Origin of the sequence: Streptomyces sp. NPDC005794 (assembly GCF_042871445.1) — a bacterium.
Taxonomy (GTDB): Bacteria; Actinomycetota; Actinomycetes; order Streptomycetales; family Streptomycetaceae; genus Streptomyces.
This window is the reverse complement of record NZ_JBIAIN010000021.1, coordinates 26,128-50,644: the sequence shown is the minus strand read 5'-3', so window position 1 is coordinate 50,644 and position 24,517 is coordinate 26,128. Positions and strand designations below refer to the sequence as shown.

At 71.4% G+C, this 24,517-nt stretch carries 25 protein-coding genes, 1 tRNA gene and 1 riboswitch; of the genes, 21 read left to right on the top strand and 5 right to left on the bottom strand.

Annotation, left to right across the window (positions count from 1 at the left end; all coding sequences use genetic code 11):
• Window positions 1-52: 52 nt before the first annotated feature.
• A riboswitch (cobalamin riboswitch) is annotated at window positions 53-195 on the bottom strand.
• Between the two features lie 115 nt (window positions 196-310).
• The 3 genes from cobG to ACFYQ5_RS28835 are packed head-to-tail and all read left to right on the top strand — an operon-like array spanning window position 311 to window position 3,860.
• Window positions 311-1,615 carry a precorrin-3B synthase gene (gene cobG, locus ACFYQ5_RS28845; protein ID WP_389201748.1) on the top strand — a complete coding sequence of 435 codons (1,305 nt, stop codon included), beginning with the start codon at window positions 311-313 and terminating at the stop codon, window positions 1,613-1,615.
• Between the two features lie 56 nt (window positions 1,616-1,671).
• Entirely contained in the window at window positions 1,672-2,298 is a 627-nt protein-coding gene (locus ACFYQ5_RS28840; RefSeq protein ID WP_386471298.1) for a precorrin-8X methylmutase, read from the top strand.
• Window positions 2,299-2,300: 2 nt separating this feature from the next.
• Window positions 2,301-3,860: a precorrin-2 C(20)-methyltransferase gene (locus ACFYQ5_RS28835; RefSeq protein ID WP_389201746.1), complete on the top strand. Its 1,560-nt coding sequence runs from the start codon at window positions 2,301-2,303 to the stop codon at window positions 3,858-3,860.
• A gap of 103 nt (window positions 3,861-3,963) precedes the next feature.
• Here ACFYQ5_RS28835 and ACFYQ5_RS28830 read toward each other — a convergent pair whose 3' ends face one another.
• Complete coding sequence (locus ACFYQ5_RS28830) at window positions 3,964-4,818, bottom strand: cobalt-precorrin-6A reductase (protein WP_389201744.1); 855 nt, start codon at window positions 4,816-4,818, stop codon at window positions 3,964-3,966.
• 14 nt (window positions 4,819-4,832) lie between these two features.
• Between ACFYQ5_RS28830 and ACFYQ5_RS28825 the strand changes: the two genes are divergently transcribed.
• Entirely contained in the window at window positions 4,833-5,951 is a 1,119-nt protein-coding gene (locus ACFYQ5_RS28825; RefSeq protein WP_389201743.1) for a cobalt-precorrin-5B (C(1))-methyltransferase, read from the top strand.
• An 84-nt stretch (window positions 5,952-6,035) separates the two neighbouring features.
• Here the strand turns inward: ACFYQ5_RS28825 and cobM are convergent, their stop codons facing one another.
• Entirely contained in the window at window positions 6,036-6,785 is a 750-nt protein-coding gene (gene cobM, locus ACFYQ5_RS28820) for a precorrin-4 C(11)-methyltransferase (protein ID WP_389201741.1), read from the bottom strand.
• Window positions 6,782-8,062: a precorrin-6y C5,15-methyltransferase (decarboxylating) subunit CbiE gene (gene cbiE / locus ACFYQ5_RS28815; RefSeq protein WP_389201739.1), complete on the bottom strand. Its 1,281-nt coding sequence runs from the start codon at window positions 8,060-8,062 to the stop codon at window positions 6,782-6,784. Before cbiE ends, cobM begins: the two co-directional genes overlap by 4 nt.
• A 182-nt stretch (window positions 8,063-8,244) precedes the next feature.
• Between cbiE and ACFYQ5_RS28810 the strand changes: the two genes are divergently transcribed.
• The 5 genes from ACFYQ5_RS28810 (at window position 8,245) to ACFYQ5_RS28790 (ending at window position 12,394) form a co-directional block, all read left to right on the top strand.
• A complete protein-coding gene (locus ACFYQ5_RS28810; RefSeq protein WP_389201737.1) occupies window positions 8,245-8,673 on the top strand; it encodes a YciI family protein in 429 nt (142 codons plus the stop codon).
• 195 nt (window positions 8,674-8,868) lie between these two features.
• Window positions 8,869-9,480 (top strand): HhH-GPD-type base excision DNA repair protein, encoded by a 612-nt coding sequence (locus ACFYQ5_RS28805; RefSeq protein ID WP_389201734.1) that lies wholly within the window; start codon window positions 8,869-8,871, stop codon window positions 9,478-9,480.
• Between the two features lie 107 nt (window positions 9,481-9,587).
• Entirely contained in the window at window positions 9,588-11,111 is a 1,524-nt protein-coding gene (locus ACFYQ5_RS28800; RefSeq protein ID WP_389201732.1) for a M20/M25/M40 family metallo-hydrolase, read from the top strand.
• Window positions 11,112-11,356: 245 nt separating this feature from the next.
• Window positions 11,357-11,653 carry a type II toxin-antitoxin system VapB family antitoxin gene (locus ACFYQ5_RS28795; RefSeq protein WP_099173160.1) on the top strand — a complete coding sequence of 99 codons (297 nt, stop codon included), beginning with the start codon at window positions 11,357-11,359 and terminating at the stop codon, window positions 11,651-11,653.
• 141 nt (window positions 11,654-11,794) lie between these two features.
• Entirely contained in the window at window positions 11,795-12,394 is a 600-nt protein-coding gene (locus ACFYQ5_RS28790; protein ID WP_389201870.1) for a LytR C-terminal domain-containing protein, read from the top strand.
• Between the two features lie 20 nt (window positions 12,395-12,414).
• Here ACFYQ5_RS28790 and upp read toward each other — a convergent pair whose 3' ends face one another.
• Window positions 12,415-13,050 carry a uracil phosphoribosyltransferase gene (upp, locus tag ACFYQ5_RS28785; protein ID WP_351273336.1) on the bottom strand — a complete coding sequence of 212 codons (636 nt, stop codon included), beginning with the start codon at window positions 13,048-13,050 and terminating at the stop codon, window positions 12,415-12,417.
• A 115-nt stretch (window positions 13,051-13,165) separates the two neighbouring features.
• Between upp and ACFYQ5_RS28780 the strand changes: the two genes are divergently transcribed.
• The 10 genes from ACFYQ5_RS28780 to ACFYQ5_RS28735 all read left to right on the top strand — a co-directional run bounded on the left by ACFYQ5_RS28780 (window position 13,166) and on the right by ACFYQ5_RS28735 (window position 20,493).
• Window positions 13,166-13,402, top strand: a complete 237-nt coding sequence (locus ACFYQ5_RS28780; RefSeq protein WP_389201731.1) for a hypothetical protein — start codon at window positions 13,166-13,168, stop codon at window positions 13,400-13,402.
• A 217-nt stretch (window positions 13,403-13,619) separates the two neighbouring features.
• Window positions 13,620-14,186, top strand: coding sequence for a hypothetical protein (locus ACFYQ5_RS28775; protein WP_389201869.1), 567 nt, complete (start codon window positions 13,620-13,622; stop codon window positions 14,184-14,186).
• Window positions 14,187-14,267: 81 nt separating this feature from the next.
• On the top strand, window positions 14,268-14,696 hold the full coding sequence (tadA, locus tag ACFYQ5_RS28770) for a tRNA adenosine(34) deaminase TadA (RefSeq protein WP_389201729.1): 429 nt from the start codon (window positions 14,268-14,270) through the stop codon (window positions 14,694-14,696).
• A 79-nt stretch (window positions 14,697-14,775) separates the two neighbouring features.
• Window positions 14,776-14,860, top strand: a tRNA-Ser gene (locus tag ACFYQ5_RS28765).
• Window positions 14,861-14,975: 115 nt separating this feature from the next.
• Entirely contained in the window at window positions 14,976-15,623 is a 648-nt protein-coding gene (locus ACFYQ5_RS28760) for a TetR family transcriptional regulator (RefSeq protein ID WP_389201728.1), read from the top strand.
• A gap of 250 nt (window positions 15,624-15,873) precedes the next feature.
• Window positions 15,874-17,490, top strand: a complete 1,617-nt coding sequence (locus tag ACFYQ5_RS28755; protein WP_389201867.1) for an MDR family MFS transporter — start codon at window positions 15,874-15,876, stop codon at window positions 17,488-17,490.
• A 388-nt stretch (window positions 17,491-17,878) separates the two neighbouring features.
• Window positions 17,879-18,043: a hypothetical protein gene (locus ACFYQ5_RS28750; protein ID WP_389201726.1), complete on the top strand. Its 165-nt coding sequence runs from the start codon at window positions 17,879-17,881 to the stop codon at window positions 18,041-18,043.
• Between the two features lie 10 nt (window positions 18,044-18,053).
• Window positions 18,054-18,347 (top strand): Dabb family protein, encoded by a 294-nt coding sequence (locus tag ACFYQ5_RS28745; protein ID WP_389201724.1) that lies wholly within the window; start codon window positions 18,054-18,056, stop codon window positions 18,345-18,347.
• Window positions 18,348-18,534: 187 nt separating this feature from the next.
• On the top strand, window positions 18,535-19,392 hold the full coding sequence (locus tag ACFYQ5_RS28740) for an RNA polymerase sigma factor SigF (RefSeq protein WP_389201723.1): 858 nt from the start codon (window positions 18,535-18,537) through the stop codon (window positions 19,390-19,392).
• A 234-nt stretch (window positions 19,393-19,626) separates the two neighbouring features.
• A complete protein-coding gene (locus ACFYQ5_RS28735; RefSeq protein ID WP_389201721.1) occupies window positions 19,627-20,493 on the top strand; it encodes an RNA polymerase sigma factor SigF in 867 nt (288 codons plus the stop codon).
• A 236-nt stretch (window positions 20,494-20,729) separates the two neighbouring features.
• Here the strand turns inward: ACFYQ5_RS28735 and ACFYQ5_RS28730 are convergent, their stop codons facing one another.
• Entirely contained in the window at window positions 20,730-20,948 is a 219-nt protein-coding gene (locus ACFYQ5_RS28730; RefSeq protein ID WP_389201719.1) for a hypothetical protein, read from the bottom strand.
• A gap of 326 nt (window positions 20,949-21,274) precedes the next feature.
• Here ACFYQ5_RS28730 and ACFYQ5_RS28725 point away from each other — a divergent pair, with 326 nt between their 5' ends.
• Window positions 21,275-21,787, top strand: a complete 513-nt coding sequence (locus ACFYQ5_RS28725; protein ID WP_389201718.1) for a MarR family winged helix-turn-helix transcriptional regulator — start codon at window positions 21,275-21,277, stop codon at window positions 21,785-21,787.
• Window positions 21,788-21,810: 23 nt separating this feature from the next.
• Window positions 21,811-24,309 carry an MFS transporter gene (locus ACFYQ5_RS28720; RefSeq protein WP_389201716.1) on the top strand — a complete coding sequence of 833 codons (2,499 nt, stop codon included), beginning with the start codon at window positions 21,811-21,813 and terminating at the stop codon, window positions 24,307-24,309.
• Window positions 24,310-24,517 lie beyond the last annotated feature (208 nt).

Here is a 24,517-nt window from a genome sequence, read left to right as displayed (position 1 = left end):
GGGGTGTCCACGCCCCGGGCGGTGTCGGATTGGGGTCTCCCCTGCTCGGACGGATCCGAGACCTCGGGGAGGGGAGTTCCTGACTCGCACGGCCGGACGGCCGGGCTCACAGTGGCGGGACCGCGCCGGAATCTCACCGGGCTTCCTCCCCTGTCGCCGTATGGCGATGGCGGACCCAACGGACCGCCGCTAGGCATAGTAGGCGGCAGGTGGGGGGTCCTGACCAGACGGCCCCCCGCCCTGACCGGGGCCGGCAGCGGTGTCCCGTAGGTCACAGTGACCGTCGGGGTGTGCCACGGTCACGGTCGGTATGCTCGCCGCCATGTCCGCCTCCTCCCTTCCGTCCCGGTCTCCGGGCGACGCGTGTGCCCGGAGCAGCGGCGACGCCTGCCCCGGCGCGCTGCGGCTGCACCGGGCGGACGACGGCGCGCTGGCGCGGATCCGCATACCCGGCGGGGTGTTGACGCCCCACCAGGCAGAGGCGCTGGGCCGGGCCGCCGAGCGCTTCGGTGACGGTGAGCTGCATCTCACCTCCCGCGGCAACGTGCAGCTGCGCGGGCTCGCGCCGGACTGCGGCGTGGAACTGGCCGGCATGCTGAGCGGGGCCGGGCTGCTGCCCTCCGAACCTCATGAGCGCGTACGCAACGTGGTCGCGTCCCCGCTCTCCGGGCTGGACGGCCTCGGGGCCGTGGACGTCAGACCGTGGCTGACCGAGCTGGACCGGATTCTCTGCGGAAACGACCGGGCCACAGCGCTCTCCGGACGCTTTCTGTTCGCGCTCGACGACGGCCGCGGCGACGTGGACGCTCTCGGCGCCGACCTCACGCTCATCGGCCGGGCCGGCGGGAGCGCGCTGCTGCGCATCGGGGAGCGCGACGCCGTTCTCCGCGTACCCGCCCCCGACGGCCCCCGCGCCGCGATCGTCGCCGCCGAGGCCTTCCTGGACGCGGCCCGGGAGACCGGCGCCTGGCGGGTGAAGGACCTGCCGCACGACGCGACCGCCGCGCTGCCCGCCGACGTCGTACGACGGCTCGGGCAGGCCGGGATCACCGGCGCACCGGAGTCCCGTCCCCGCCCTTCCGAAGCCCGGCCCCCGGTCCCCGGCCGCGTCCCCGGCAGCCGCAGCGAGGCCGCGCTGTCCGTCGGCGTACCGCTGGGGCGGCTGGACCGGGCGCAGTGGCGGCTGCTGGCCGGCGCCGGCGGACTACGGCTCACGCCCTGGCGCGGAGCCGTGGTCACCGGCATCGCGCCCCACCGTGCGGACGGCCTGCTGAGCGAGCTCGCAGGGGCCGGTCTGATCACCGGGCCCGGCTCCCCGTGGGCCGGTGTCGGGGCCTGCATCGGGCAGCCCGGCTGTGCGAAGTCGCTGGCCGACGTACGGGCCGAGGCGGGGGCCGCCGTCGGACCGGCCGGACGGCTCCCTGTGTACTGGTCCGGGTGCGAACGCCGCTGCGGCCACCCCCACGGGGAGTGGATCGACGTCGTCGCCACCCCCGGAGGACACCGGATCTCCCATGTGCGGGGAGACCGGAACACCGAGGCGGCAACGGTCCTGGACAACGACCCGGTCGTGCTCGCCGCCACCGTGGCGGCCGCCCGGGGCGCGCGCACCTGACCACCACGCATCACCCCCCCCTGTCCGACCGGTTCGATGAAGAAAGCGACAGCACTGTGCACCAGTACGAGAAGGACGGACCGGCGATCTACCGCCAGTCCTTCGCCACCATCCGCGCGGAGGCGGATCTGGCAGGGCTGCCCGCCGACGTGAGCCAGGTCGCCGTCCGCATGATCCACGCCTGCGGCATGGTCGACCTCGTACGCGATCTCGCCTTCTCACCGAACGCGGTGGCCGATGCCCGCGCGGCCCTGCGCTCCGGCGCCCCGATCCTGTGCGACGTGGCCATGGTCGCCAGCGGTGTCACCCGTAAGCGGCTGCCCGCGGACAACGAGGTCATCTGCACCCTGTCCGACCCCGCCGTCCCCGAACTGGCCGCGAAGCTCGGCACCACCCGCAGCGCCGCCGCCCTGGAGCTGTGGCGGGACCGGATGGAGGGCGCGGTCGTCGCCGTCGGCAACGCGCCCACCGCGCTCTTCCGGCTGCTGGAGATGATCGAGGAAGGCGCCCCGCGCCCTGCCGCCGTCATCGGTGTGCCCGTCGGTTTCATCGGGGCCGCCGAGTCCAAGGAGGCCCTGGCCGCCCACCCGTCCGGGCTGGAACACCTCGTCGTGCGGGGCCGGCGCGGCGGCAGCGCCATCGCCGCCGCCGCCCTCAACGCCATCGCCAGCGAAGAGGAGTGAGCGTGCCCGAGCAGCAGCAGCCGCAGCAGACCGGCACCACCGGAAGCACCGGAAGCACCGGAAGCACCGGGCGGCTTTACGGGGTCGGGCTCGGCCCGGGTGACCCGGCCCTGATGACCGTGCGGGCCGTGCAGATCATCGGCGAGGCCGATGTCGTCGCCTACCACTCCGCCCGGCACGGCCGCTCCATCGCCCGCTCGATCGCGGCGCGGTACATCCGCCCCGACCACGTCGAGGAGGCCCTGGTCTACCCGGTCACGACGGAGACCACGGACCACCCGGGCGGCTACCGGGGAGCGCTGGACGAGTTCTACGCCGAGGCCGCCGCCCGTCTCGCGGTGCACCTCGACGCCGGGCGCACCGTCGCCGTACTCGCCGAGGGCGACCCGCTGTTCTACGGCTCGTACCAGCACATGCACAAGCGTCTCGCGGACCGTTACGACACCGAGGTCATCCCCGGCGTCACCTCGGTCAGCGCCGCCGCTGCCCGGCTCGGCACCCCGCTCGTCGAGGCCGAGGAGGTGCTGACCATCCTCCCGGGCACCCTGCCGGAGGAGGAGCTGACGGCACGTCTGGCGGCCGCGGACTCCGCCGTGGTGATGAAGCTGGGCCGCACCTTCCCCGCCGTGCGCCGCGCTTTCGAGGCGTCCGGACGGCTGCCCGAGGCGCGGTACGTCGAGCGCGCCACCATGGCAGGGGAGCGGACCGGCGACCTGGCGGACACCGACGCGGACTCCGTGCCGTACTTCGCGGTGGCCGTGCTGCCCAGCCGGATCGACGCGCCCCGCCCCTCCCCGGCTGCGGGCCGGGACACCGGTGAGGTCGTCGTGGTCGGCACAGGGCCGGCCGGGCCGCTGTGGCTGACGCCCGAGACACGCGGGGCGCTGGCCGCCGCCGACGACCTGGTCGGCTACACGACCTATCTGGACCGGGTGCCGGTGCGGCCGGGCCAGCTGCGCCACGGCTCCGACAACAAGGTCGAGTCGGAGCGCGCCGAGTTCGCGCTCGACCTCGCCCGCCGTGGACGTCGTGTGGCCGTGGTGTCCGGGGGCGACCCCGGGGTCTTCGCCATGGCGACGGCGGTGCTGGAAGTGGCCTCGCAGGACGCGTACACGGACATCGCGGTGCGGGTGCTGCCCGGGGTGACCGCGGCGAACGCGGCGGCCGCGCGGGCGGGTGCGCCGCTGGGCCACGACTACGCCACCCTCTCCCTCTCCGACCGCCTCAAGCCGTGGGAGGTCATCGCCGGGCGGCTGCGCGCGGCGGCCACCGCCGACCTGGTGATGGCGCTCTACAACCCCGGCTCCCGCAGCCGGACCTGGCAGGTCGGCAAGGCCCGCGACCTGCTGCTGGAGCACCGCTCCCCGGACACGCCCGTGGTCCTGGGCCGCGATGTCGGAGGGCCGTCGGAGAGCGTGCGGACGGTGCGGCTGGCCGATCTCGACCCGTCCGAGGTGGACATGCGGACGATCCTCATCGTCGGGTCCTCGCAGACCCGGTGGGTGCACCGGGGCGACGGGCAGCAGATCGTCTGGACGCCGCGCCGCTACCCGGAGGACTGACCGGCCGCGCCGGCCCGCCCGGGTCCGGACGGGGCCCGGGCGGGAGCAGGACCGGTGGCCCCGGGGCAGCGGTCCGCGCCGCTTCCGGACCGGCGGGTCCGGGTCAGCTGCTGTATCTCGTCCGCGCCCCCGTTGCCGGTGATGTCGAGGCGGTAGCGGGAGAAGGCGACCGGGGTGGCGCCGATCCTGAATTTCCTGGTCTCGAAGCGCTCGGTGAAAGAAGGGCCCGCAGCAGGGCAAGGGCCTCATCCGGCGTCCCGGCCACCGGCACCCCCGGCGGAACCGGCGGCCGTCCGACCACCACCACCGGGATCCCGGCCTCCCGGGCGGCGGTGAGCTTGGGGGCGGTCGCGTCACCGCCGCTGTCCTTCGTGACGAGGACGTCGATGCGATGCCGCCGGATCAGCTCACGCTCGCCCTCCAGGGAGAACGGGCCCCGGTCCAGCAGGACCTCCATCCGCGCCGGACGCGGGGCGTCGGGGGCGTCCACCGAGCGCATCAGAAACCACAGGGAGTCCAGGGCGGCGAACGCCGCCAGACCCATGCGTCCCGTGGTGAGGAAGGCACGCGCCCCGAGCTCCGGCAGCAGCTCCGCCGCGCCCGCGAGGGAGCCGGTGACATGCCACCGGTCGCCCTCGACGGGCACCCAGCCGGGCCGCCGGACGGCCAGCAGGGGAACATGGACAGCGGCGGCGGCCGAGGCCGCGTTGAAACTGATCGTTCCGGCGAAGGGATGGGTGGCGTCGATGACCGCATCCACATGGTGTGCGCGGAGCCATCCGGCCATGCCCTCGGCTCCCCCGAAGCCGCCGACGCGTACCTCGCCGGGCGGCAGCTTCGGACGGGCGACGCGTCCCGCGAGCGAGCTGGTCACCCGGATCCCGTCCGTGGCCACCAGGCGCTCCGCCAGCCGGCGCGCCTCCGTCGTGCCACCGAGGACGAGTACGTGCAAGGGCATGGGTCGGTCCATCCATGAGCAGTGAGGCGCAGGGCGGGCGCACCGCCCAACTCAAGCACACCGGTCTGCGGCCGGGATGGACGACCGGGGCCTGCGCGACGGCGGCGGCCACGGCCGCGTACACGGCCCTCCTGACCGGCGAGTTCCCGGACCCGGTGACCGTCACCCTGCCCAGGGGCCAGACCCCCGCCTTCGCACTCGCGGTGGAGGAACTCACCGGTGGGCAGGCCACGGCGGGCGTGGTCAAGGACGCCGGCGACGACCCGGACGTCACACACGGCGCGCTGGTGCGGTCCACCGTGCGGCTGCTGCCGCCGGGCTCCGGAGTGGTGTTCCGGGCCGGGCCCGGCGTGGGGACGGTGACGCTCCCCGGGCTGCCGCTCGATGTCGGGGAACCGGCGATCAACCCCGTCCCGCGTCAGATGATGCGGGACCATGTCGCGCGGGTGGCGGCGGAGCACGGCGGCACCGGCGACGTCGAGATCACGGTCTCCGTGGACGACGGCGAGGAGATCGCACGTTTCACGTGGAACATCCGCCTGGGCATCCTGGGTGGAATCTCGATCCTGGGCACGACCGGCATCGTGGTGCCGTACTCCTGCTCGGCCTGGATCGACTCGATCCGCCGCGGGGTGGACGTGGCACGCGCGGCCGGACACCGGCATGTCGCCGGGTGCACGGGCTCGACCTCGGAGAAGACGGTGGTGGCCGAGTACGGGCTGCCGGAGATCGCCCTGCTGGACATGGGGGACTTCGCGGGTGCGGTGCTGAAGTACGTACGCCGGCATCCGGTGGAACGGCTGACCATCTGCGGCGGGTTCGCCAAGCTGTCCAAGCTCGCCGCCGGACACCTGGACCTGCACTCGGGCCGTTCCCAGGTCGACAAGCCGTTCCTGGCGCGGCTGGCTCGGCAGGGCGGCGCGAGCGAGACGCTGGCGGCGGAGATCGAGGTCGCCAACACCGGCCTCGCGGCGCTGCAGTTGTGCACGGCAGCCGGGGTGCCCCTGGGCGACCTGGTCGCGGTGGCGGCCCGGGACGAGGCACTTTCGGTGCTGCGGGGGGCGCCGGTGGCGGTCGATGTGATCTGCATCGACCGGGCAGGGGCCGTCGTGGGGCGCAGCGAGCTCCGGTGAGCACGGCAGGACGCTGAGCAGGGCGGGACGATGAGCACCGCAGGACGCTGAGCACGGCGGGACGGCAGCCGTCCCGCCCGTCCGTCAGCAGGTGTGGCGGTCCCGCGCCGGTGAGTACAGGTGGCTGTCGCGGAACTGCTCCGCGCCCAGTGTCCGGCCGACCATGATCACCGCTGTCCGGATCACCCCAGCCGTCTTCACCTGCTCCGCGATCGAGTCCAGCGTCCCGCGCAGGATGACCTCGTCCGGGCGCGAGGCCATGGCGACCACGGCTGTGGGGCAGTCGGCCCCGTAGTGCGGCAGCAGCTCCTCGACCACCCGGTCCACGTACCGCGCCGCGAGGTGCAGCACGATCAGCGCGCCACTGCGGCCCAGCGTGGCCAGGTCCTCGCCCTCGGGCATCGCCGTGGCCCGCTGGGCGATCCGGGTGAGGATGACGGTCTGTCCGACCGTGGGCACCGTCAGCTCCCGCTTGAGCGCCGCCGCTGCCGCGGCGAACGCGGGCACCCCGGGCACCACTTCGTACGGCACCCCCGCCTCGTCGAGCCGCCGCATCTGCTCGTTCACGGCGCTGAAGACCGAGGGGTCCCCGGAGTGCAGCCGGGCCACGTCGTGGCCGTCCTGATGGGCACGGACCAGCTCGGCGGTGATCTGGTCGATGTCCAGCAGCGCCGTGTCCACGAGCCGGGCGTCCGGCGGGCATGCGGCGAGCAGTTCGCGCGGCACCAGGCTGCCCGCGTACAGGCAGACCGGGCTGGCGGCGAGGACACGGGCGCCGCGCACCGTGATCAGGTCGGCGGCGCCGGGGCCCGCGCCGATGAAGTACACGGTCATCTGTCGTCTCCTGGAGCGTGCGAGGTTTTCTGTACGGACCACTGGGTGACGGGCATGGCCTGCCGCCAGCCGGTGAACCCGCCGACGGGCACGGCATGGGCCACCGCGAGACGCACCAGGTCACCGCCGAGCCGCCGGTACCACTGCGCGAGCAGCGCCTCCGACTCCAGCGTGACCGTGTTGGCCACCAGCCGGCCGCCCGGGGGCAGCGCGTCCCAGCAGGCGTCGAGCAGCCCCGGTGCGGTGAGTCCGCCACCGATGAACACGGCGTCGGGTACGGGCAGTCCGGCCAGCGCGTCCGGTGCGCGGCCGGTGACCACGCGCAGCCCCGGGACGCCGAGCCGGTCCGCGTTACGGGCGATGCGACCCGCCCGTACCGGATCGCGTTCCACGGTGACGGCGCGGCAGGACGGATGGGTGCGCATCCATTCCGCCGCGATCGATCCGGAGCCGCCGCCGATGTCCCACAGGAGCTCACCGGGTGCGGGCGCGAGCACGCCGAGCGTGGCCGCCCGGACGTGGCGCTTGGTGAGCTGCCCGTCGTGCTCGTACGCCTCGTCGGGAAGCCCGGGTACGGCTCCGAGGCGCACGGTGTCCTGGGTGCGCCGGCAGTCCACCGCGATGACGTTGAGCGGGTCCCCCGGCGGGTGCTCCCAGGTGTCGGCGAAGCCGTCCAGGCAGTCCTCGGCCGCGCCCCCGAGCTGTTCGAGCACCCGCATCCGGCTGGGCCCGAAGCCCTGGGCCCGCAGCAGGGCGGCCACGGCGGCGGGTGTGGCGGCGTCCGCGGAGAGCACCAGCAGCCGGCGCCCGTCGTGCAGCGCCCCGGCCAGCCGGGCCGTGGGGCGGCCGACGAGCGTGACGGTCTCGGTGTCCTCCACCGGCCAGCCGAGCCGGGCACAGGCGTAGGACACCGAGGACGGGTGCGGCAGCACACGGAGCGCCCCGGCGCCCAGCTCCTCGGTGAGGGCCCGGCCGATGCCGTAGAACATGGGGTCGCCGCTGGCCAGCACCGCGGTCCTGCTCCCCGCGTGCGCGGTGAGCAGAGCGCGCACGGCGGGCCGCAGAGGCGAGGGCCAGGACACGCGCCGGCCCGCACATTCCGGCGGGAGCAGCCCCAGCTGGCGCTCACCGCCGATCAGGACCTCTGCGTCCAGGAGCACCGCGCGCGCGGTCTCCGGCAGACCGGCCCAGCCGTCGGCACCGATCCCCACGACGCTCACGGCAGACGCAGCGGACGCGGGCGCCGGTACGGCGGGCGGGGGAGACGCGGGGGACACAACCGGTACCTCGGGGTTGGCGGGACGACGCAGCCGAACTCTACGGGGGCTGCTCCCGGGCCTGCGCGGCGGAGTGATTTCGCAGGACGTCCCGCGTGGTGCCGAGCAGCGGTCACCGGCTTCGACGTCCCCTGAAGGCGTTGCCCGCACGGGGCGGCGACCGAGAGGACAGGAGCAGCACCATGAAGTACCTCGTGATGGTTCAGGGTTCGCAGGCCGACTACGAGGCCATGGCCGGCAAGCCGTCGGCCGGGAGCCCCGCCTGGAGTGCGAAGGACACGCAGGCGATGTTCGCCTTCATGGAGGGCATCAACAACGACCTGGTCGAGTCCGGCGAGATGGTGGACGGCAACGGCCTGGCCGCACCCGCCACGACCCGCTCGGTGCTGCCGGGCCCGGACGGCCGGCCGGTCGTCACGGACGGCCCGTACGGAGAGGCCCGGGAACAGCTCGCCGGGTACTGGGTGCTCGACTGCGCGAGCCTGGAGAGGGTCACCGAGATCGCGGCCCGCATCGGGCTGTGTCCGCAGCCCGAGGGCGCGCCCGTCTACCCCGTCGTCATCCGGCCGATCATGGACGACGGCGGTGAGCTCACGGCGGCCACCGGCTGAAAGACGGGGTGAGCCGTAGCCGGACCGCTTCGAGGACCTGCCGCGCCGGCACCGGCACGCGCCGCAGGTCCTCGAAGCGCTCGTACGCCGCTACGGCCACTCGGCACGACGGAGGAAGCCGTTCACAGCACCACGGCACCACGGCTGCCACCCACCGAGTCGCCGATCCCGGTCTCTCTCGCGATCATCGAATACATGACCAAGAGCGACAACGGCAAGGCCCGCACCGTGCGGATCGCCCAGGAGCCCGACGCTGACGCGCTGCTGGGCCGCAGCCCGCTGGCCGCCCTCGTCGGCATGCTGCTGGACCAGCAGGTACCGATGGAATGGGCGTTCACCGGCCCGCTCTCACTGGCCCGGCGCATGGGGTCGGACGACCTGGACGCACGGCGGATCGCCTCGTACGACCCGGACGCCTTCACCGGTCTGTTCACCGGGAAGCCCGCCCTGCACCGGTACCCGGGTTCCATGGCCAAGCGGGTGCAGCAGCTCTGCCAGTACCTGGTCGCCGAGTACGACGGCCGGGCGGACGCCGTCTGGACGGACGCCGCCACCGGGGCCGAGCTGCTGGAACGGCTCAACGCGCTGCCCGGGTTCGGCACCCAGAAGGCGCAGATCTTCCTGGCCCTGCTGGGCAAGCAGTTCGACGTACGTCCGACGGGCTGGCGGGAGGCCGCCGGGGCGTACGGCGAAGAGGGCTCGCACCGCTCGGTGGCCGACATCACCGGACCCGACTCGCTCGCCGAGGTGCGGGCGCACAAGCAGCAGGCGAAGGCGGCGGCCAAAGCCGCGGGCCGGTCCATGTGACCGCGTACGGCCGGGCGCCCCGACGGGCCCGACGGCCGCCACACCGGCTACCCCCACAACCGTTCACCCCCGGAAGGACTCCCGTGCCCGCGACTCGTCACAGAACCATGGCCGTGGTTGCCGCCACCGCTCTGGCCACACCGCTCCTCCTCGCCGCGTCCCCGGACCACGGACACGCGTCGCACAGCCCGGCCGAGGACGCCGCCGAGCTCTCACGACACCTGGTCGAAAGCGCGTCCGCCCGGGGCGCGCACCGGCATCTGGAGCGGTTCCAGGCCATAGCCGACTCGTCGGAGGGCCACCGCGCGGCCGGTTCGGCCGGCCATGACGCCTCCGCCGCCCACGTCCACCGGCTGCTCCGGAAGGCCGGATACCTGGTCGTCTCCCAGGCGTTCGACTTCACCTACACCGAGACCCTCGCCGAGAAGCTCTCCGTGGTCTCCCCCACGCCCCGTGACCTCTCGATCAGGGCGATGACGTACACCGCCTCCACGGAGGAGGGCGGCATCGAGGCGGCCCTCGCCGCCGTCCCCGCCGACGACACCACCGGCTGCGAGGCCGCCGACTACCCAGCGGCCGGCTTCACCGGAAAGATCGCCCTGATCAAGCGGGGCGGCTGCTCGTTCGCGGAGAAGCAGGCGGCGGCCGCGGCGGCGGGCGCGGCCGGCGCGGTGATCTACAACAACACCGAAGGGGCCCTCGCCGGCACCCTGGGCGACGCCTCCGCCGGGAAGATCCCCACCGGCGGACTCACCCGGGCCGAGGGCGAGAAGCTCGTCGCGGACCTGGCGAAGGGCGAGGTGAGGGTCTCCCTCGAGATCCGTGAGTTCCGGGAGGAGCGCACCACCCACAACGTCGTCGCCGAGACCCGCGGCGGGAACGCGGCGAGGACGGTCATGCTCGGCGCACACCTCGACTCCGTCAGCGACGGCCCCGGCATCAACGACAACGCGACCGGCTCGGCCGGACTCCTCGAAGTCGCCCTGCGACTCGCCGGATCCCACCGGACACCCGCCAACAAGGTGCGGTTCGCCTGGTGGTCGGCGGAGGAGAACGGCCTGCTGGGCTCGGAGGCATACGTCGCGAAGCTCTCCGAGGCACAGCGCGCGAAGATCGCGCTCTACCTCAACTTCGACATGATCGCCTCCCCGAACGGGGTGCAGTTCGTCTTCGACGGTGACGACTCCGACGGCGCGGGCGCGGGCCCGGGCCCCGAGGGATCAGCCCAACTGGAGCATGACATCAACGCGTTCCTGGACAGCCAGGGCAAGCCGCACACCGGTACGGACTTCTCCGGGCGTTCCGACTACGGGCCGTTCATCGAGGTCGGCATCCCGTCCGGCGGTACGGACACGGGCGCCGAGGGCGTCAAGACGGCCGCGCAGGCCGAGACCTACGGGGGGACGGCCGGCATCGCGTACGACCCCTGCTACCACGCGGCCTGCGACGACCTGGACAACATCGACACGGGGCACTTCGACACCAACATCGATGTGATCGCCCACGCGGTGGGGACCTACGCCCACGATCTGAGCTCCCTGACCCGCCCGGTCCCGGCCGCGTCCGCCGACGACGAGCCCCGCACCAGCGGCGGCCTGCGCAAGGGCCACGCACAGGGCGTCGTCGAGTAGCGGGCGGGGCGTACGCACTCCGCGGGCGATGCGCCCCCGCCCGCGGAGTGACGCGCCCGGAGCGCCATCGGACCGCCACCGCGCTGTCGCCGCGCAGCCGTTGAGCCGCCTGGACGCCCTCACCGACATGCCCCGCACCCATGACAGACCGCACGATGCTTTGTCCCGTTCCGTGCGGTTCTGTGCGGCATCGCAGTCCTGCTCCCCGGCTGCGCCCGGAGGCCCTTGCCCGGTAGGCTTTCCGTGTGATCTTCAAGCGCATCGGAAATGGGCGGCCATATCCCGACCACGGCCGGGAAACCACCCGTCAGTGGGCGGATGTCGCGCCGCGCCCGGTCCGCCTCGACCAACTGGTGACCACCAAGGGCCAGCTGGACCTGGAGACCCTGCTCGCCGAGGACTCCACGTTCTACGGCGACCTGTTCGCCCACGTCGTGAAGTGGCAGGGCGACCTCTACCTCGAGGACGGACTGCACCGCGCCGTGCGCGCCGCCCTGCAGCAGCGCCAGGTGCTGCACGCCCGCGTACTCGAACTGGGCTGAACCCGCCACTCCCACGCGTGGAGCATTTCGGGCCTTTCGGGTGCTTTTATGCGCGTACGGGTGCCATAGGCTGATCGTTTAGTAGGCATCATCACCAGGTCGCACTACGCTGCGCCCATGAGCATGCTGACCCCTCCCGGCATGGGCGGAAAGTACCGCATCACGGGGAACACGTACCCGCGCATGCGCCGCCCCCGTCATCGCCGCAAGCTGGCCCTTTCGGCGGTCGCCGCCGTGGTCGCGCTCGGCCTGGCCGGATGGGGCACGCTCCAGATCGTCGACGTCTTCACCGGCGGCGACGGGCAGGCCAACGCGGCCGACCACCCGAAGGCCTGCCCCTCCCCGAGCGCTTCGGCGTCCGCGAAGGCACTCCCGAAGCCGGCCACCATCAAGGTCAACATCTACAACGCGACGCCCCGCAGCGGACTGGCCAAGGCCGCCGCGGACGAGCTCAAGAAGCGCGGCTTCGCCATCGGCAAGGTGGACAACGCTCCGGCCGCGTACGACAAGAAGGTGCCCGGCGCCGGAATGCTGCTCGGCGGGCCGAAGGCCATGGCCGGCTCCTTCCCGGTGCTCGCCACGCAGCTGCCGGGGGCCGCACAGAAGACCGACGCCCGCAGGACGGCGGACGTCGATCTGATCATCGGTACGAAGTTCAAGGCTTTCAGCACCCCCGCGGCGGCGGCATCGGCGCTCACAGCCCTGACCGAGCCGTCCCCGGCACCGTCGCCCTCCTGCTGAGGCGCCGAGGCCGGGCCGGATCAGCCGGCGGTGCCGTACATCCGGTCCCCGGCGTCGCCGAGCCCCGGCACGATGTAGCCGTTCTCGTTGAGCCGCTCGTCCACGGAGGCCGTGACCACCGTGACCGGCGTGCCGGCCAGCTCGCGTTCCATCACCTCGACGCCCTCGGGCGCCGCGAGCAGCACGACCGCGGTGACATCGTCCGCGCCGCGCTTGATCAGCTCCCGGATGGCCGCGACGAGCGTGCCGCCCGTGGCCAGCATCGGGTCCAGGACATAGACCTGACGGCCGGAGAGGTCCTCGGGCATCCGCGTGGCGTACGTCTCCGCCTGGAGCGTCTCCTCGTTGCGGATCATGCCCAGGAAGCCGACCTCGGCCGTCGGGAGCAGCCGCACCATGCCGTCCAGCATGCCGAGACCGGCACGCAGGATCGGGACGACCAGGGGGCGCGGGTGCGACAGCTTCACACCGGTCGTGGGCGTCACCGGGGTCTCGATGTCGACCTGCTCGGTCCGCACATCCCTGGTGGCCTCGTACGCGAGAAGGGTGACCAGCTCGTCGGCGAGCCGCCGGAAGGTCGGGGAGTCGGTGCGCTTGTCGCGCAGCGTGGTGAGTTTGTGCGCCACCAGCGGGTGGTCGACGACGTGGATCCGCATGCCGTCAACAGTAGCCGGGGCCCGGACGGGCTTCCCGCCGGTCCGCACTGGCATCAGGCACCTGTTCGGGGGGAAGGTGGGGACATACGGACCCAGGCTTGGGGTGGTGTGTCGATTGCCCGACGGGGAACAGCGGATGCAGCGGCAGGCCGGACGCGACGCGCGCGACCTGCCCGACGCTCAGGAGAACGTGCCGGACGCGCAGGAGAGTGACGCGGTACGCCGGCGGCGCAGGGCGCAGTTCCTCCGTGAGCTGCACGAGGCGAAGCAACTGCGCGACCGGGTCCAGCCGCGCCGGGCCCGCGCGGCCCGTATGCGCCAACAGATGCGGATGCGTACGTTCCGCTGGTGAGGACGGTCCCCGGGGCGGCCGGGCCGCACCAGGAGAGATCACGGGAACACCGTCGGCGGACACCCACTCGGACAACTGATGGCCGACGCAACGGTCGAAGAGGTCTCGCATCGCGCTCGTTTCTGCCACGATGCCGATTGGGCGGGGCCCAGAGCAGCCGGATGACCGTCTGCCCTCCCGTCGGACCGATTCACCTATGACAAGTGGGAGAGTCACGGTGTACTTCGCCGCACTGCTCGCGCGCACCGAAGACGGGTGGGAAGCGAGCGATACAGAGCTCGACGATGTGGAAACCCTGTCCGACCTGACGGATCTGGCCCGTGAGGCCTCGGTGGACGAGGACACGGTCCTCGTCTACATCGAGCAGGAGGACGCCTGGTTCGGCGTCCTCCGGGTGGACGGTGAGGAGGACCCCCGTATCTACATCTCGGACGCGTCCGCCGCCGCCCGCTCCTCGTACGGGGAGATCCTGCTCACCGACGAACTGCTCGGCCGCGAACCGGGGGCCGAGGACGAGATCGCCGCACTCGAGGAGCTCGTGGACCTCGACGGTACGGAGGACGGCGAGCTCGAGGAAACCCGGTCCGACGCCGACGGCGTCGGCGCCGCCGAACCCGACCTGGATGACGACCCCGACGCCGTACCGGCGGGGCCGCTCGGTGATCTCGGGGTCCTCGCCGACCTCGGTGTGTCCGAGAAGGATCTGCTGACCCTCCGCACGGACGCCCTGGCGGAGATCGCGGACGCGCTGGGAGCGGCCGAGGTCCTGGAGGCCGTCCGTTAGGGTCCGCGGGTGAACGCACCACCGCCCGCACCCTCCTCACCGCCTTCCCCCGATCCCGTGAGGGACCCGTGGCAGGCATCCATGCGCCGAGCCCTGGACGAGGCCGCGCAGGCGGCGTCGGCCGGCGATGTGCCGGTCGGCGCCGTCGTCCTGGGCCCGGACGGCGCCCTGCTCGCCGCCGGCCACAACGAACGCGAGGTGAGCGGCGACCCGACGGCCCACGCCGAGGTGCTCGCCCTGCGCCGCGCCGCCGCCGCTCTCGGCTCCTGGCGGCTGACCGGCTGCACGCTGGTCGTCACCCTGGAGCCCTGCACGATGTGCGCCGGCGCACTCGTCCAGTCCCGGATCGGACGGGTGGTCTACGGGGCCCGCGACGAGAAGGCCGGCGCCGCCGGTTCGCTCTGGGACGTCGTACGCGACCGCAGGCTCAACCACCGCCCCGAGGTGATCCACGGCGTCCTTGAGTCCCGCTGCGCGGGCCTGCTGACGGCGTTCTTCCGGGAGCGCTGAGCCCGGCCCCCAGGGGCATCGGCCCATCCCCGGGAATCGGATTTCGAACCAGGGCCCGGCATGGTCTAAGCTCTCTCTCGGTAGCGTGTCCGAGCGGCCGAAGGAGCTCGCCTCGAAAGCGAGTGTGGGGAGACTCACCGAGGGTTCAAATCCCTCCGCTACCGCAGATGGATGAAGGGGCAGACCCGAAAGGGTCTGCCCCTTCTCTGCGTCTCACATCGCTTCGCGGGCCCCGAACCACCCCGAAATAATTTTGCAGCTTGTGCATCTTTGCCTACTATGCACGATGTGCCGAAGACAACGACATCCGCGCCCGGGCTGCGGGAACGCAAGAAGCAGGCGACCCGCAACGCCATCTCGGAGGCGGCCGTGCGGCTCGCCGCCGAGCACGGCGTGGAGAACGTCACGGTCGAGGCCATCAGCGAGGCAGCGGGGGTCTCACCCCGGACGTTCTTCAACTACTTCTCCAGTCACGACGACGCGTTCGTGATGATCAACGACGAGATCGGTGAGCGGATCAGAGAATCCGTGCGCGCCGCCCCGGCCGGCCTGACGCCGCTCGACGCCGTCCGCGAGGCCTTCGTCGCCGAGCTGGACGGATTCGAGGACCGCCAGGAGTTGTGGGCCCTGCAGTCCAAGGTGCTCCAGCGGTCACCACACCTCATCCAGCGCGGCCTCAACGCCCATGTCGCGGACGAGCGGGCCCTGGCCGTCACCCTCGCCGAGTGGCTCGACGCCACCCGGCCCGGGACGGAAAGGCCGGGAGAATACGGCATCTACCCCCGGCTGCTCGCCGCCGTCAGCCATACCGCCATGCGGATCGCCTTCGAGCACTGCTGCGCCGACCCCGAGGAGAACGTGCTCACGGACGCCTTCCAGGAGGCGTTCGTGCACCTGGCACACGGACTCCAGCGGCCGACGGAGTGATCCGGCCCACCGCCGGTGACCGTCCCCCGCACCCGCCCCCTGTTCTGCTCCAGCACCTGAGAGGTCGCGCGGACAGGTGGGCGGCGTCCGGCGGCGTCGTCGTCACTCGACGACGCTCCGCGTCGCCTCCCTCCTCCGCCGTGCCGGACTTGCCCCTCGCCCCGCACCTTCCTCCACCCCACCTATCCGTGCGACCGCTAAGAAGGACTCCGTGACCGCAACCGAGGCGCCCGAACAGGCGCCCACCTCCATGTCCAACAAACAGATACTCCAGGCGATGTCAGGCCTGATGGCGGGCATGTTCGTCGCCATCCTCGCGGGTACGGTCGTCGCCAACGCCCTGCCGAGGATCATCGCCGACCTCGGCGCGAGCCAGTCCTCGTACACCTGGGTCGTGACCTCCGAGCTGCTCGCCATGACGGCGACCGTGCCGCTGTGGGGCAAGCTCGCCGACCTGTTCAACCAGAAGCTGCTGCTCCAGCTCTCGCTCGGCCTGTTCGTGGTCGGTTCCCTCGTGGCCGGCTTCTCCCAGGACGTCGTGACCCTGATCGTCAGCCGTGTCATCCAGGGCATCGGCGCCGGTGGTCTGACGGCGCTGGCCCAGATCGTGATGGCCGCCATCATTCCGCCGCGCCGGCTCGGCAAGTACGCGGGCATCTTCGGCGCGGTCTTCGCCGTGGGCACCGTCGCCGGTCCGCTGATCGGTGGTGTCCTCGTGGACACCTCGTGGCTCGGCTGGCGCTGGTGCTTCTTCATCGGTGTGCCGTTCGCACTGGCCGGGATCGTGCTGCTGCAGCGCACCCTGAAGCTGCCGACCGTCCGCCGTCAGGTCAGGATCGACTGGCTGGGTGCCTTCCTCATCGTGGGCGGCGTCTGCGCACTGCTGATCTGGAGCTCCCTCGCGGGCAACAGCTTCGACTGGGCGTCCTGGCAGACGGCCGCACTGGTGGCCACCGGTGTGGTGCTCCTGGTGGCGGCGGTCTTCGTCGAGTCCAGGGCCGCGGAGCCGATCATCCCGCTGGACATCTTCCGCAACCGCACGGTGTCGCTCACCACCCTGGCGAGCTTCTTCGTCGGTATCGCGATGTTCGCCGGGACCGTGTTCCTGTCCCAGTACTTCCAGATCTCGCTGGGCAAGTCCCCGACCGTGGCCGGGCTCATGAGCCTCCCGCTGATCGGTGGTCTGCTGGTGTCCTCGACCGTCGCCGGGCAGATCATCTCCGCGACCGGCAAGTGGAAGATCTACCTCGTCTCGGGCGCCGTCGTCATGACGGCCGGCCTCGGACTGCTCGCGACCATCGACGCCGACACGCACTTCGGCCTGCTCAGCCTCTACATGGCGCTCATGGGTATCGGCGTCGGCATGCTGATGCAGAACCTCGTGCTCGCCGCGCAGAACGACGTGCCCGCGCACGAACTGGGCGCCGCGACCTCCGTGCTGTCCTTCTTCCGCAGCCTCGGTGGCACCATCGGCACCAGCGTGCTCGGCGCGATCCTCGCCAACCGGGTGGCCAGTGAGATGGCCAAGGGCCTCGCGGAGAACGGGATCCCGGTGGCCGGCGGCGGTCACGGCAGCGCCGTGCCCGACATGAGCAAGCTGCCCGAGCCGATGAAGAACATCGTCGAGCATGCGTACGGCGTCGCGACCGGCGACCTGTTCCTCATCGCCACCCCGTTCGCCTTCCTCGGCCTTCTCGCGGTGCTCTTCATCAAGGAGAAGCCCCTCAAGACGACGAGCGGCATGGAACGCCTCGCCGCTGAGGACGCCGCGACGGTCACCGCCGTCACCGTCCCGGCCCCACGGAACGGCGCGGACTCCGGCGTCCAGGACACGGCCCCCGGCACGGCCGGCCCGAAGAGGGACTGACCCTGACCCGTACCGACGGATGACACGAAGGGCCCGGCGCGACGCGCCGGGCCCTTCGGACGTCAGGTCGGGGGGAGCGGCATCGGGGGACAAGCCGCTCCCCCCGGTGAGAACGGGCACCGTAGGCCCTCGCCGCGGTCGGGGGGAAGTCACGCGGTGGGGACCTCGTGGAGGTCCCGTTCCTCGGCCCGCGCATTCCTGCCTGTGCTGCGGGCTCACTCCCCATGCTCCTCCCTGCCGTAAGCCGCACACGCCGACAAAGGGCCCGAATCGACGGGTCCTTCGACCCTAAAAGCCTCGTCAGTGATCGGAAACGGCCAACGGAAACGACCATGCGTGCGGCTAGAATCACCCGACTGCGCAGGTGATCGAAGGGGAGGGGCGGGCTGTGGTGCAAGCGAGGAAGATCGCGCTCTACATCATTGTGGTCTTCGTGCTGTACACGATCATCACCTCACCCGAACGGGCCGCCGACCTCGTCCAAGTAGGGTTCGAAGGTGTTTCGAGCGCCGCTCAGGGCGTAGGAGACTTCATGTCCGAGCTCGTGGAGTAGGAGACCTCCCATGATCCGCCACCTGGTCCTGTTCAAGCTGAACGACGGCGTCGATCGGGACGATCCCCGGGTCGTCGCGGGTGCGGAGGCCTTCCGGGAGCTGGGCGGGAAGATTCCCGAGCTGGAGTTCTGGGAGTGCGCCTGGAACATCACCGACCGGCCGATCGCGTACGACTTCGCCATCAATTCGGCGGTCGCCGACGAGGACGCGCTCAAGCGGTACGTCGAGCACCCCGACCACCAGGCAGCGGCCGGCCAGTGGCGCGCGTTCGCCACTTGGGTGATCGCCGACTACCCTTTCTGACCCTTTTCGGCCGTCCGGCCCCGCAGGCCCCTCCCCTACCGGAGAGGGGCTTTTCTGCATGTTTAAACCAACACACCCCCAACACGACTCCATGCGGTGCTTGCACACAGTGGACATGTCTTGTGATGCTATGACCGCTTTTGACGGATGAGTTGACCGTAGTTGACCGCAAAGGGGTGGCGACACCGTGCCGGCCAGTACAGCGCCTCAAGTCCCGCCCCAGAACGTCCAGACGGACGACATCCAGACCGAGACCCCCGACCCCGCCACGCCCGCCAGGACCCGGGGAGCGGACACCAGAGCACTGACCCAGGTGCTGTTCGGGCGGCTCAAGGACCTCGAACCCGGCACCCCGGAGCACCACAGGGTGCGCACCGCGCTGATCGAGGCGAACCTGCCCCTCGTACGGTACGCGGCGGCGCGCTTCCGCAGTCGCAACGAGCCGATGGAGGACGTCGTCCAGGTCGGCACCATCGGCCTGATCAACGCCATCGACCGCTTCGACCCGGAACGCGGGGTCCAGTTCCCCACGTTCGCCATGCCCACCGTGGTCGGCGAGATCAAGCGCTACTTCCGGGACAACGTACGGACCGTGCACGTGCCGCGGCGGCTGCACGAGCTCTGGGTCCAGGTCACCGGCGCCACGGAGGACCTGACGACCGCTCACGGCCGCTCACCGACCACCGGCGAGATCGCCGAACGCCTGAAGATCTCCGAGGACGAGGTCCTGGCCTGCATCGAGGCGGGCCGCTCGTACCACGCGACCTCACTGGAGGCGGCCCAGGAAGGTGACGGGCTGCCCGGCCTGCTGGACCGGCTCGGCTACGAGGACCCGGCGCTGGCCGGCGTCGAACACCGCGACCTGGTACGACACCTGCTCGTACAACTGCCCGAACGCGAGCAGCGGATCCTGCTGCTGCGCTACTACAACAACCTGACGCAGTCACAGATCAGCGCCGAACTGGGTGTCTCCCAGATGCATGTGTCAAGGCTTCTGGCCAGAAGTTTCGCCCGATTGCGATCCGCAAACAGGATCGAAGCATAATCAGGACGGGTAGACCACGAGAGGGCCGGACCGGGCGGCGTAAAAGCCGCACACCCCCTGTTTCCTGCGCAGTTTCGGCGCTGACTTGTCGACAAGTCACTACAGCGTGTTGCCGACATGTGACATTCTGCTGGAACCGCGTTTGCCGCAGCCCCACCTCCGGTATTCAGGTGGAGGCTGCGTTCCTCCGATGGTCGTGGCCGCCGCGACCGTCCGCGACCTCAAGGGGGTGGCATGTCCGCAGAACAGGGCAGCTCGAAGGTGCTCACGCTCACGAAGAGCGCGCCTGCGCCTACCGTGCTCACCAGCTCGCCGGAAGCCATCGACACCCGCACCCTGTCCCGCTCCCTGTTCCTGCGGCTCGCCGCGCTGGGCCCCGCTTCGGGACCCGACGGAACGGACAGCCCGGAACGGGCCTATGTGCGGGACACACTCATCGAGCTCAACCTCCCGCTCGTGCGGTATGCGGCGGCGCGGTTCCGGAGCCGTAACGAACCCATGGAGGACATCGTCCAAGTCGGGACGATCGGCCTGATCAAGGCGATCGACCGCTTCGACTGCGAACGGGGCGTGGAGTTCCCCACGTTCGCCATGCCGACCGTCGTGGGGGAGATCAAGCGCTTCTTCCGCGACACCTCGTGGTCGGTGCGGGTGCCGCGCCGGCTCCAGGAGCTGCGGCTCGCCCTCACCAAGACCAGCGACGAGCTCGCGCAGAAGCTGGACCGTTCCCCGACGGTGCCGGAGCTGGCCAAGGCGCTCGGGGTCTCCGAGGAGGACGTGGTCGACGGCCTGGCCGTGGGCAACGCCTACACGGCCTCCTCCCTGGACTCACCGTCACCCGAGGACGACGGCGGCGAGGGCTCGCTGGCGGACCGTCTGGGCTACGAGGACGCGGCGCTGGAAGGCGTCGAGTACCGCGAGTCCCTGAAGCCGCTGCTGGCCAAGCTCGCCCCGCGCGAGCGGCAGATCATCATGCTGCGCTTCTTCGCCAACATGACGCAGTCGCAGATCGGCGAGGAGGTCGGCATCTCCCAGATGCACGTCTCCAGGCTGCTGACCCGGACCCTCACCCAGCTCAGGGAGGGCCTCATCGCCGACTGACCCCTGACGGGTCCGTACGGCACGGCTCACGGGCCGCCGGGGCGCCAGAGCGCCGCCCCGGCGGCCCGGCCGTGTCCGGGCGCGTCCCACGCCGCGCGTGAGACGCAGACGCTCCCGCACCGACGGGCGGTACGGGAGCGCTTCACGGAAGCCGGCGTACACGCTCAGGTGGACGCCTGACAGGCCCCCCGCCCCGGGAAAGGGGCGGCGGACCGGCCGTCACAGGGCGGGAGCGGTCACTTGAGCGCGAGCCAGGCGACCGCGCCCAGGACGATGATGACCGCGACGACGGCCACGATCACCCCGGGCTTCGGGCCGGACGACGAAGTCGCCGCGGGCTGCTGCCTGCGCTGCGGCTCGCCGTCGTCGACGAACGCGCGGAACATCTGCGTGCTGCCCGCCGGGTCGGGAGTGCCCTCGGGGCCCGGCTGAGGGGCGTGGGGGTTGTGTGCCATGGCCCAGGACACTAGCGAACTCGGCACGTCCGCCCAACCCCCGGGTCCCCGGGGGCCGATGCCCTTCCTCCGCGCACACCGTCCCTTCACCCGTCCGCCGGAGCGCTCCGCACCGCCTGCACGCGCCCCCTCCCAGGGCCGCCCCTGTGACGAGTGCCACAGTCGGAGCGGGCCACCCCCCGTGCGCTGCACGCTTGACCGGGCCACTGCACAGCCTTTTGGGTTCCTTTACTTCTGCAAGCCCCATTTCGTTTGCCTGCAGCAACCAACCGCTTCTATCGTTGCCCTAAGCAACAAGATGACCTCGCGAGACGCCTGGAGGGTCAGTGGCAGCACGGAGCCAGTACCAAGAACTGGCCCGGCAGCTCAGCGCCGTCGGAGCCGTCAAACGGGGCCTCGCCCGCATCCTGCCCGCCGAGTGTCCCGGTGGCTCGGCCACCGTGCTGACCCTGCTGGCCAAGTACGGCGAGATGCGGATCTCCCGGCTTGCCGAACTCCTGGCCGTGGACATGTCGGTGACCAGCCGCCATGTCACTCACGCGGTGGAGAGCGGCTGGATCGAACGGTTCCCGGATCCGGCGGACAAGCGGTCCCGCATCCTGCGGCTGACCCCCGCGGGCGACGAACTGCTCGACGAGCTGAGTCGGCGGACGACTGAGATGTTCGCCCACAACCTCATCGACTGGTCCGACGAAGAAGTCGGACAGCTCAACACGTTGTTGTCCCGGCTGCGCGACAGCTTCTCCTGCCGCGGCTCCGGAGGGTGTACCCCCGGAAGGCACAGCGGCGACTGCCGTTCCGGGCACTCCGACGATTCACACACCCGTACACCTGTGTAACAGAAGCAAAGAGAAGGAATTCAATGGCTACGACCACACCACCCGGTGTGCGGGGCGGCCACGCCAAGCACGGGGCCGCAGAGGCCCCCGCAGGCACGCCGATGACACACCGGCAGATCATGGAAGCGCTGACCGGGCTGCTGCTCGGCATGTTCGTCGCGATTCTGTCGTCGACGGTCGTTTCCAACGCCCTGCCTGAGATCATCTCCGACCTCGGTGGCGGCCAGAGCGCCTACACCTGGGTCGTGACGGCCACGCTGCTGGCCATGACCGCCACCACCCCGCTGTGGGGCAAGCTCGCGGACCTGTTCAGCAAGAAGCTGCTGGTCCAGATCGCCCTGGTCATCTACGTGGCCGGCTCCATAGTCGCCGGCCTGTCGACGAGCAGCGGCATGCTGATCGCCTGCCGCGTGGTGCAGGGCGTCGGCGTCGGCGGTCTCTCCGCCCTCGCACAGATCGTGATGGCCGCGATGATCTCCCCGCGCGAGCGCGGGCGCTACAGCGGCTACCTCGGCGCCGTCTTCGCCGTCGCCACCGTGGGCGGCCCGCTCCTCGGCGGTGTCATCACCGACACCAGCTGGCTGGGCTGGCGCTGGTGCTTCTACGTGGGTGTGCCGTTCGCGATCATCGCCCTGGTCGTGCTCCAGAAGACCCTGAAGCTCCCCGTGACCAAGCGCGAAGGCGTCAAGGTCGACTGGGCCGGCGCGTTCTTCATCAGCGCCGCGGTCTCACTGCTGCTGCTCTGGGTGACCTTCGCGGGTGACAAGTACGACTGGATCTCCTGGCAGACCTGGACGATGCTCGGCGGCACCGCCGTCCTCATCGCACTGTTCCTGTTCATCGAGACCAAGGCCCGCGAGCCGATCATCCCGCTGCGCCTCTTCCGCAACCGCACCATCACGCTGGCCTCCGCGGCCTCGCTGTTCGTCGGTATCGGAATGTTCGCGGGCACCGTCTTCTTCAGCCAGTACTTCCAGCTGGCGCGGGACAAGTCGCCGACGATGTCCGGCGTCATGACGATCCCGATGATCGCCGGTCTGTTCCTGTCCTCGACCGTGTCGGGGCAGATCATCACCAAGACGGGCCGCTGGAAGGCCTGGCTGGTCAGCGGTGGCTTCCTGCTCACCGCGGGCCTCGGTCTGCTGGGCACCATCCGGTACGACACCGAGTACTGGAAGATCGCCGTCTTCATGCTCGTCATGGGTCTCGGCATCGGCATGATGATGCAGAACCTGGTGCTCGCCACGCAGAACCAGGTGGCTCCCGCCGACCTCGGCGCGGCCAGCTCCGTCGTGACGTTCTTCCGTTCCCTCGGTGGTGCGATCGGCGTCTCGGCTCTGGGCGCCGTCCTGGGCAACCGTGTCACCACCTACGTCAAGGACGGCCTCGCCGACCTCGGCCCCGAGGGTGTGGCGCTGGGCCACGGCGGTACCGGCGGCGGGGGCATCCCCGACCTGGACGCGCTGCCCGCCCCGCTCCGTACGGTCATGGAGGTCGCCTACGGCCACGGTGTCGCCGACGTCTTCCTGTTCGCCGCTCCCGCCGCGCTCGTCGCGTTCGTGCTGACCCTCTTCATCAAGGAGGTCGCGCTGAAGAGCCGGGCGGGCAACGACGACGTCGCCCCCGCCGAGGCGGCCGCCGCGACGGAGCCCGTCGAGGCCACCACCGGCACCGCACAGGTCGCCGAGGGAACGGCCGGGCTCACCTCGGCCGCGGTCCCGGAGGGACCGGTCGCCACGCAGCAGCCGACCGTTCAGGGCACGCCCGTACGCGGTGTGGTGCGGGGCGCCGAAGGCGCACCCGTCGCCCGCGCCGCCGTCACGCTGATCTCGCTGGGCGGCCGGCAGCTGGGGCGCTCCGTCGCCCAGGCCGACGGCGGTTACGTACTGGACGCGCCGGCCTCCGGCAGTTACGTCCTGATCGCCTCCGCCGACGGCTTCCAGCCGCAGGCGTCCACCGTGGTCGTCGGCGACGAGCCGCTGGCCTACGACATCCTGCTCGCCGGTACGAGCGGTCTCTCCGGGACCGTACGGGCCGCCGAGGGCAGCACCCCGGTCCAGGGCGCCATGGTCGTCGTGACCGATGTGCGCGGCGATGTGCTGGCCACGGGTGTCTCGGGCGACGCGGGTGAGTTCACCTTCGGTGAGCTGGTCCCGGGCTCGGTGACCGTCGCCGTCACGGCTGCGGGCTTCCGTCCGCTGGCCCTGCCGGTGGAGGTCGGCGGCCACGGTGTCACCCGGGTCGACGTGGCCCTGCGGTCCGGTGCGCTGGTGCGGGGCGTCGTCAAGGCCGGCTCCGGCCGGGCACCGCTGAACGACGCCCGGGTCACCCTGATCGACGCGGCCGGCAACGTGGTGGCCACCTCGACGACCGGGGAGGACGGCGTGTACGCCTTCGCCGACCTGGACGCCGGTGAGTACTCCGTGATCGCGACCGGCTACCCGCCGGTGGCCTGCTCACTGACCGTGAGCGGCAGCGGGGTCGACGGTCACGACATCGAGCTCGCCCACCCGGGCGCGTAGGAAAGACCCGCAAAGACCACTGGCGGAACAGCACTTCGAGCGGAGAGGCTGTGGCGCCGGCGGAAATGGGCCCCGTGGCGGGAACGGCAGGCAGGGGACGGCCTGCCGTTCCCGCCACGGGGGCCCACACAAAGAGTGGCGGGTTTATCCGGATTTTTTGGACGGAGAGAAAAACGGGTTGGGCCTAGCCCGCACGGACCCCCGCCGG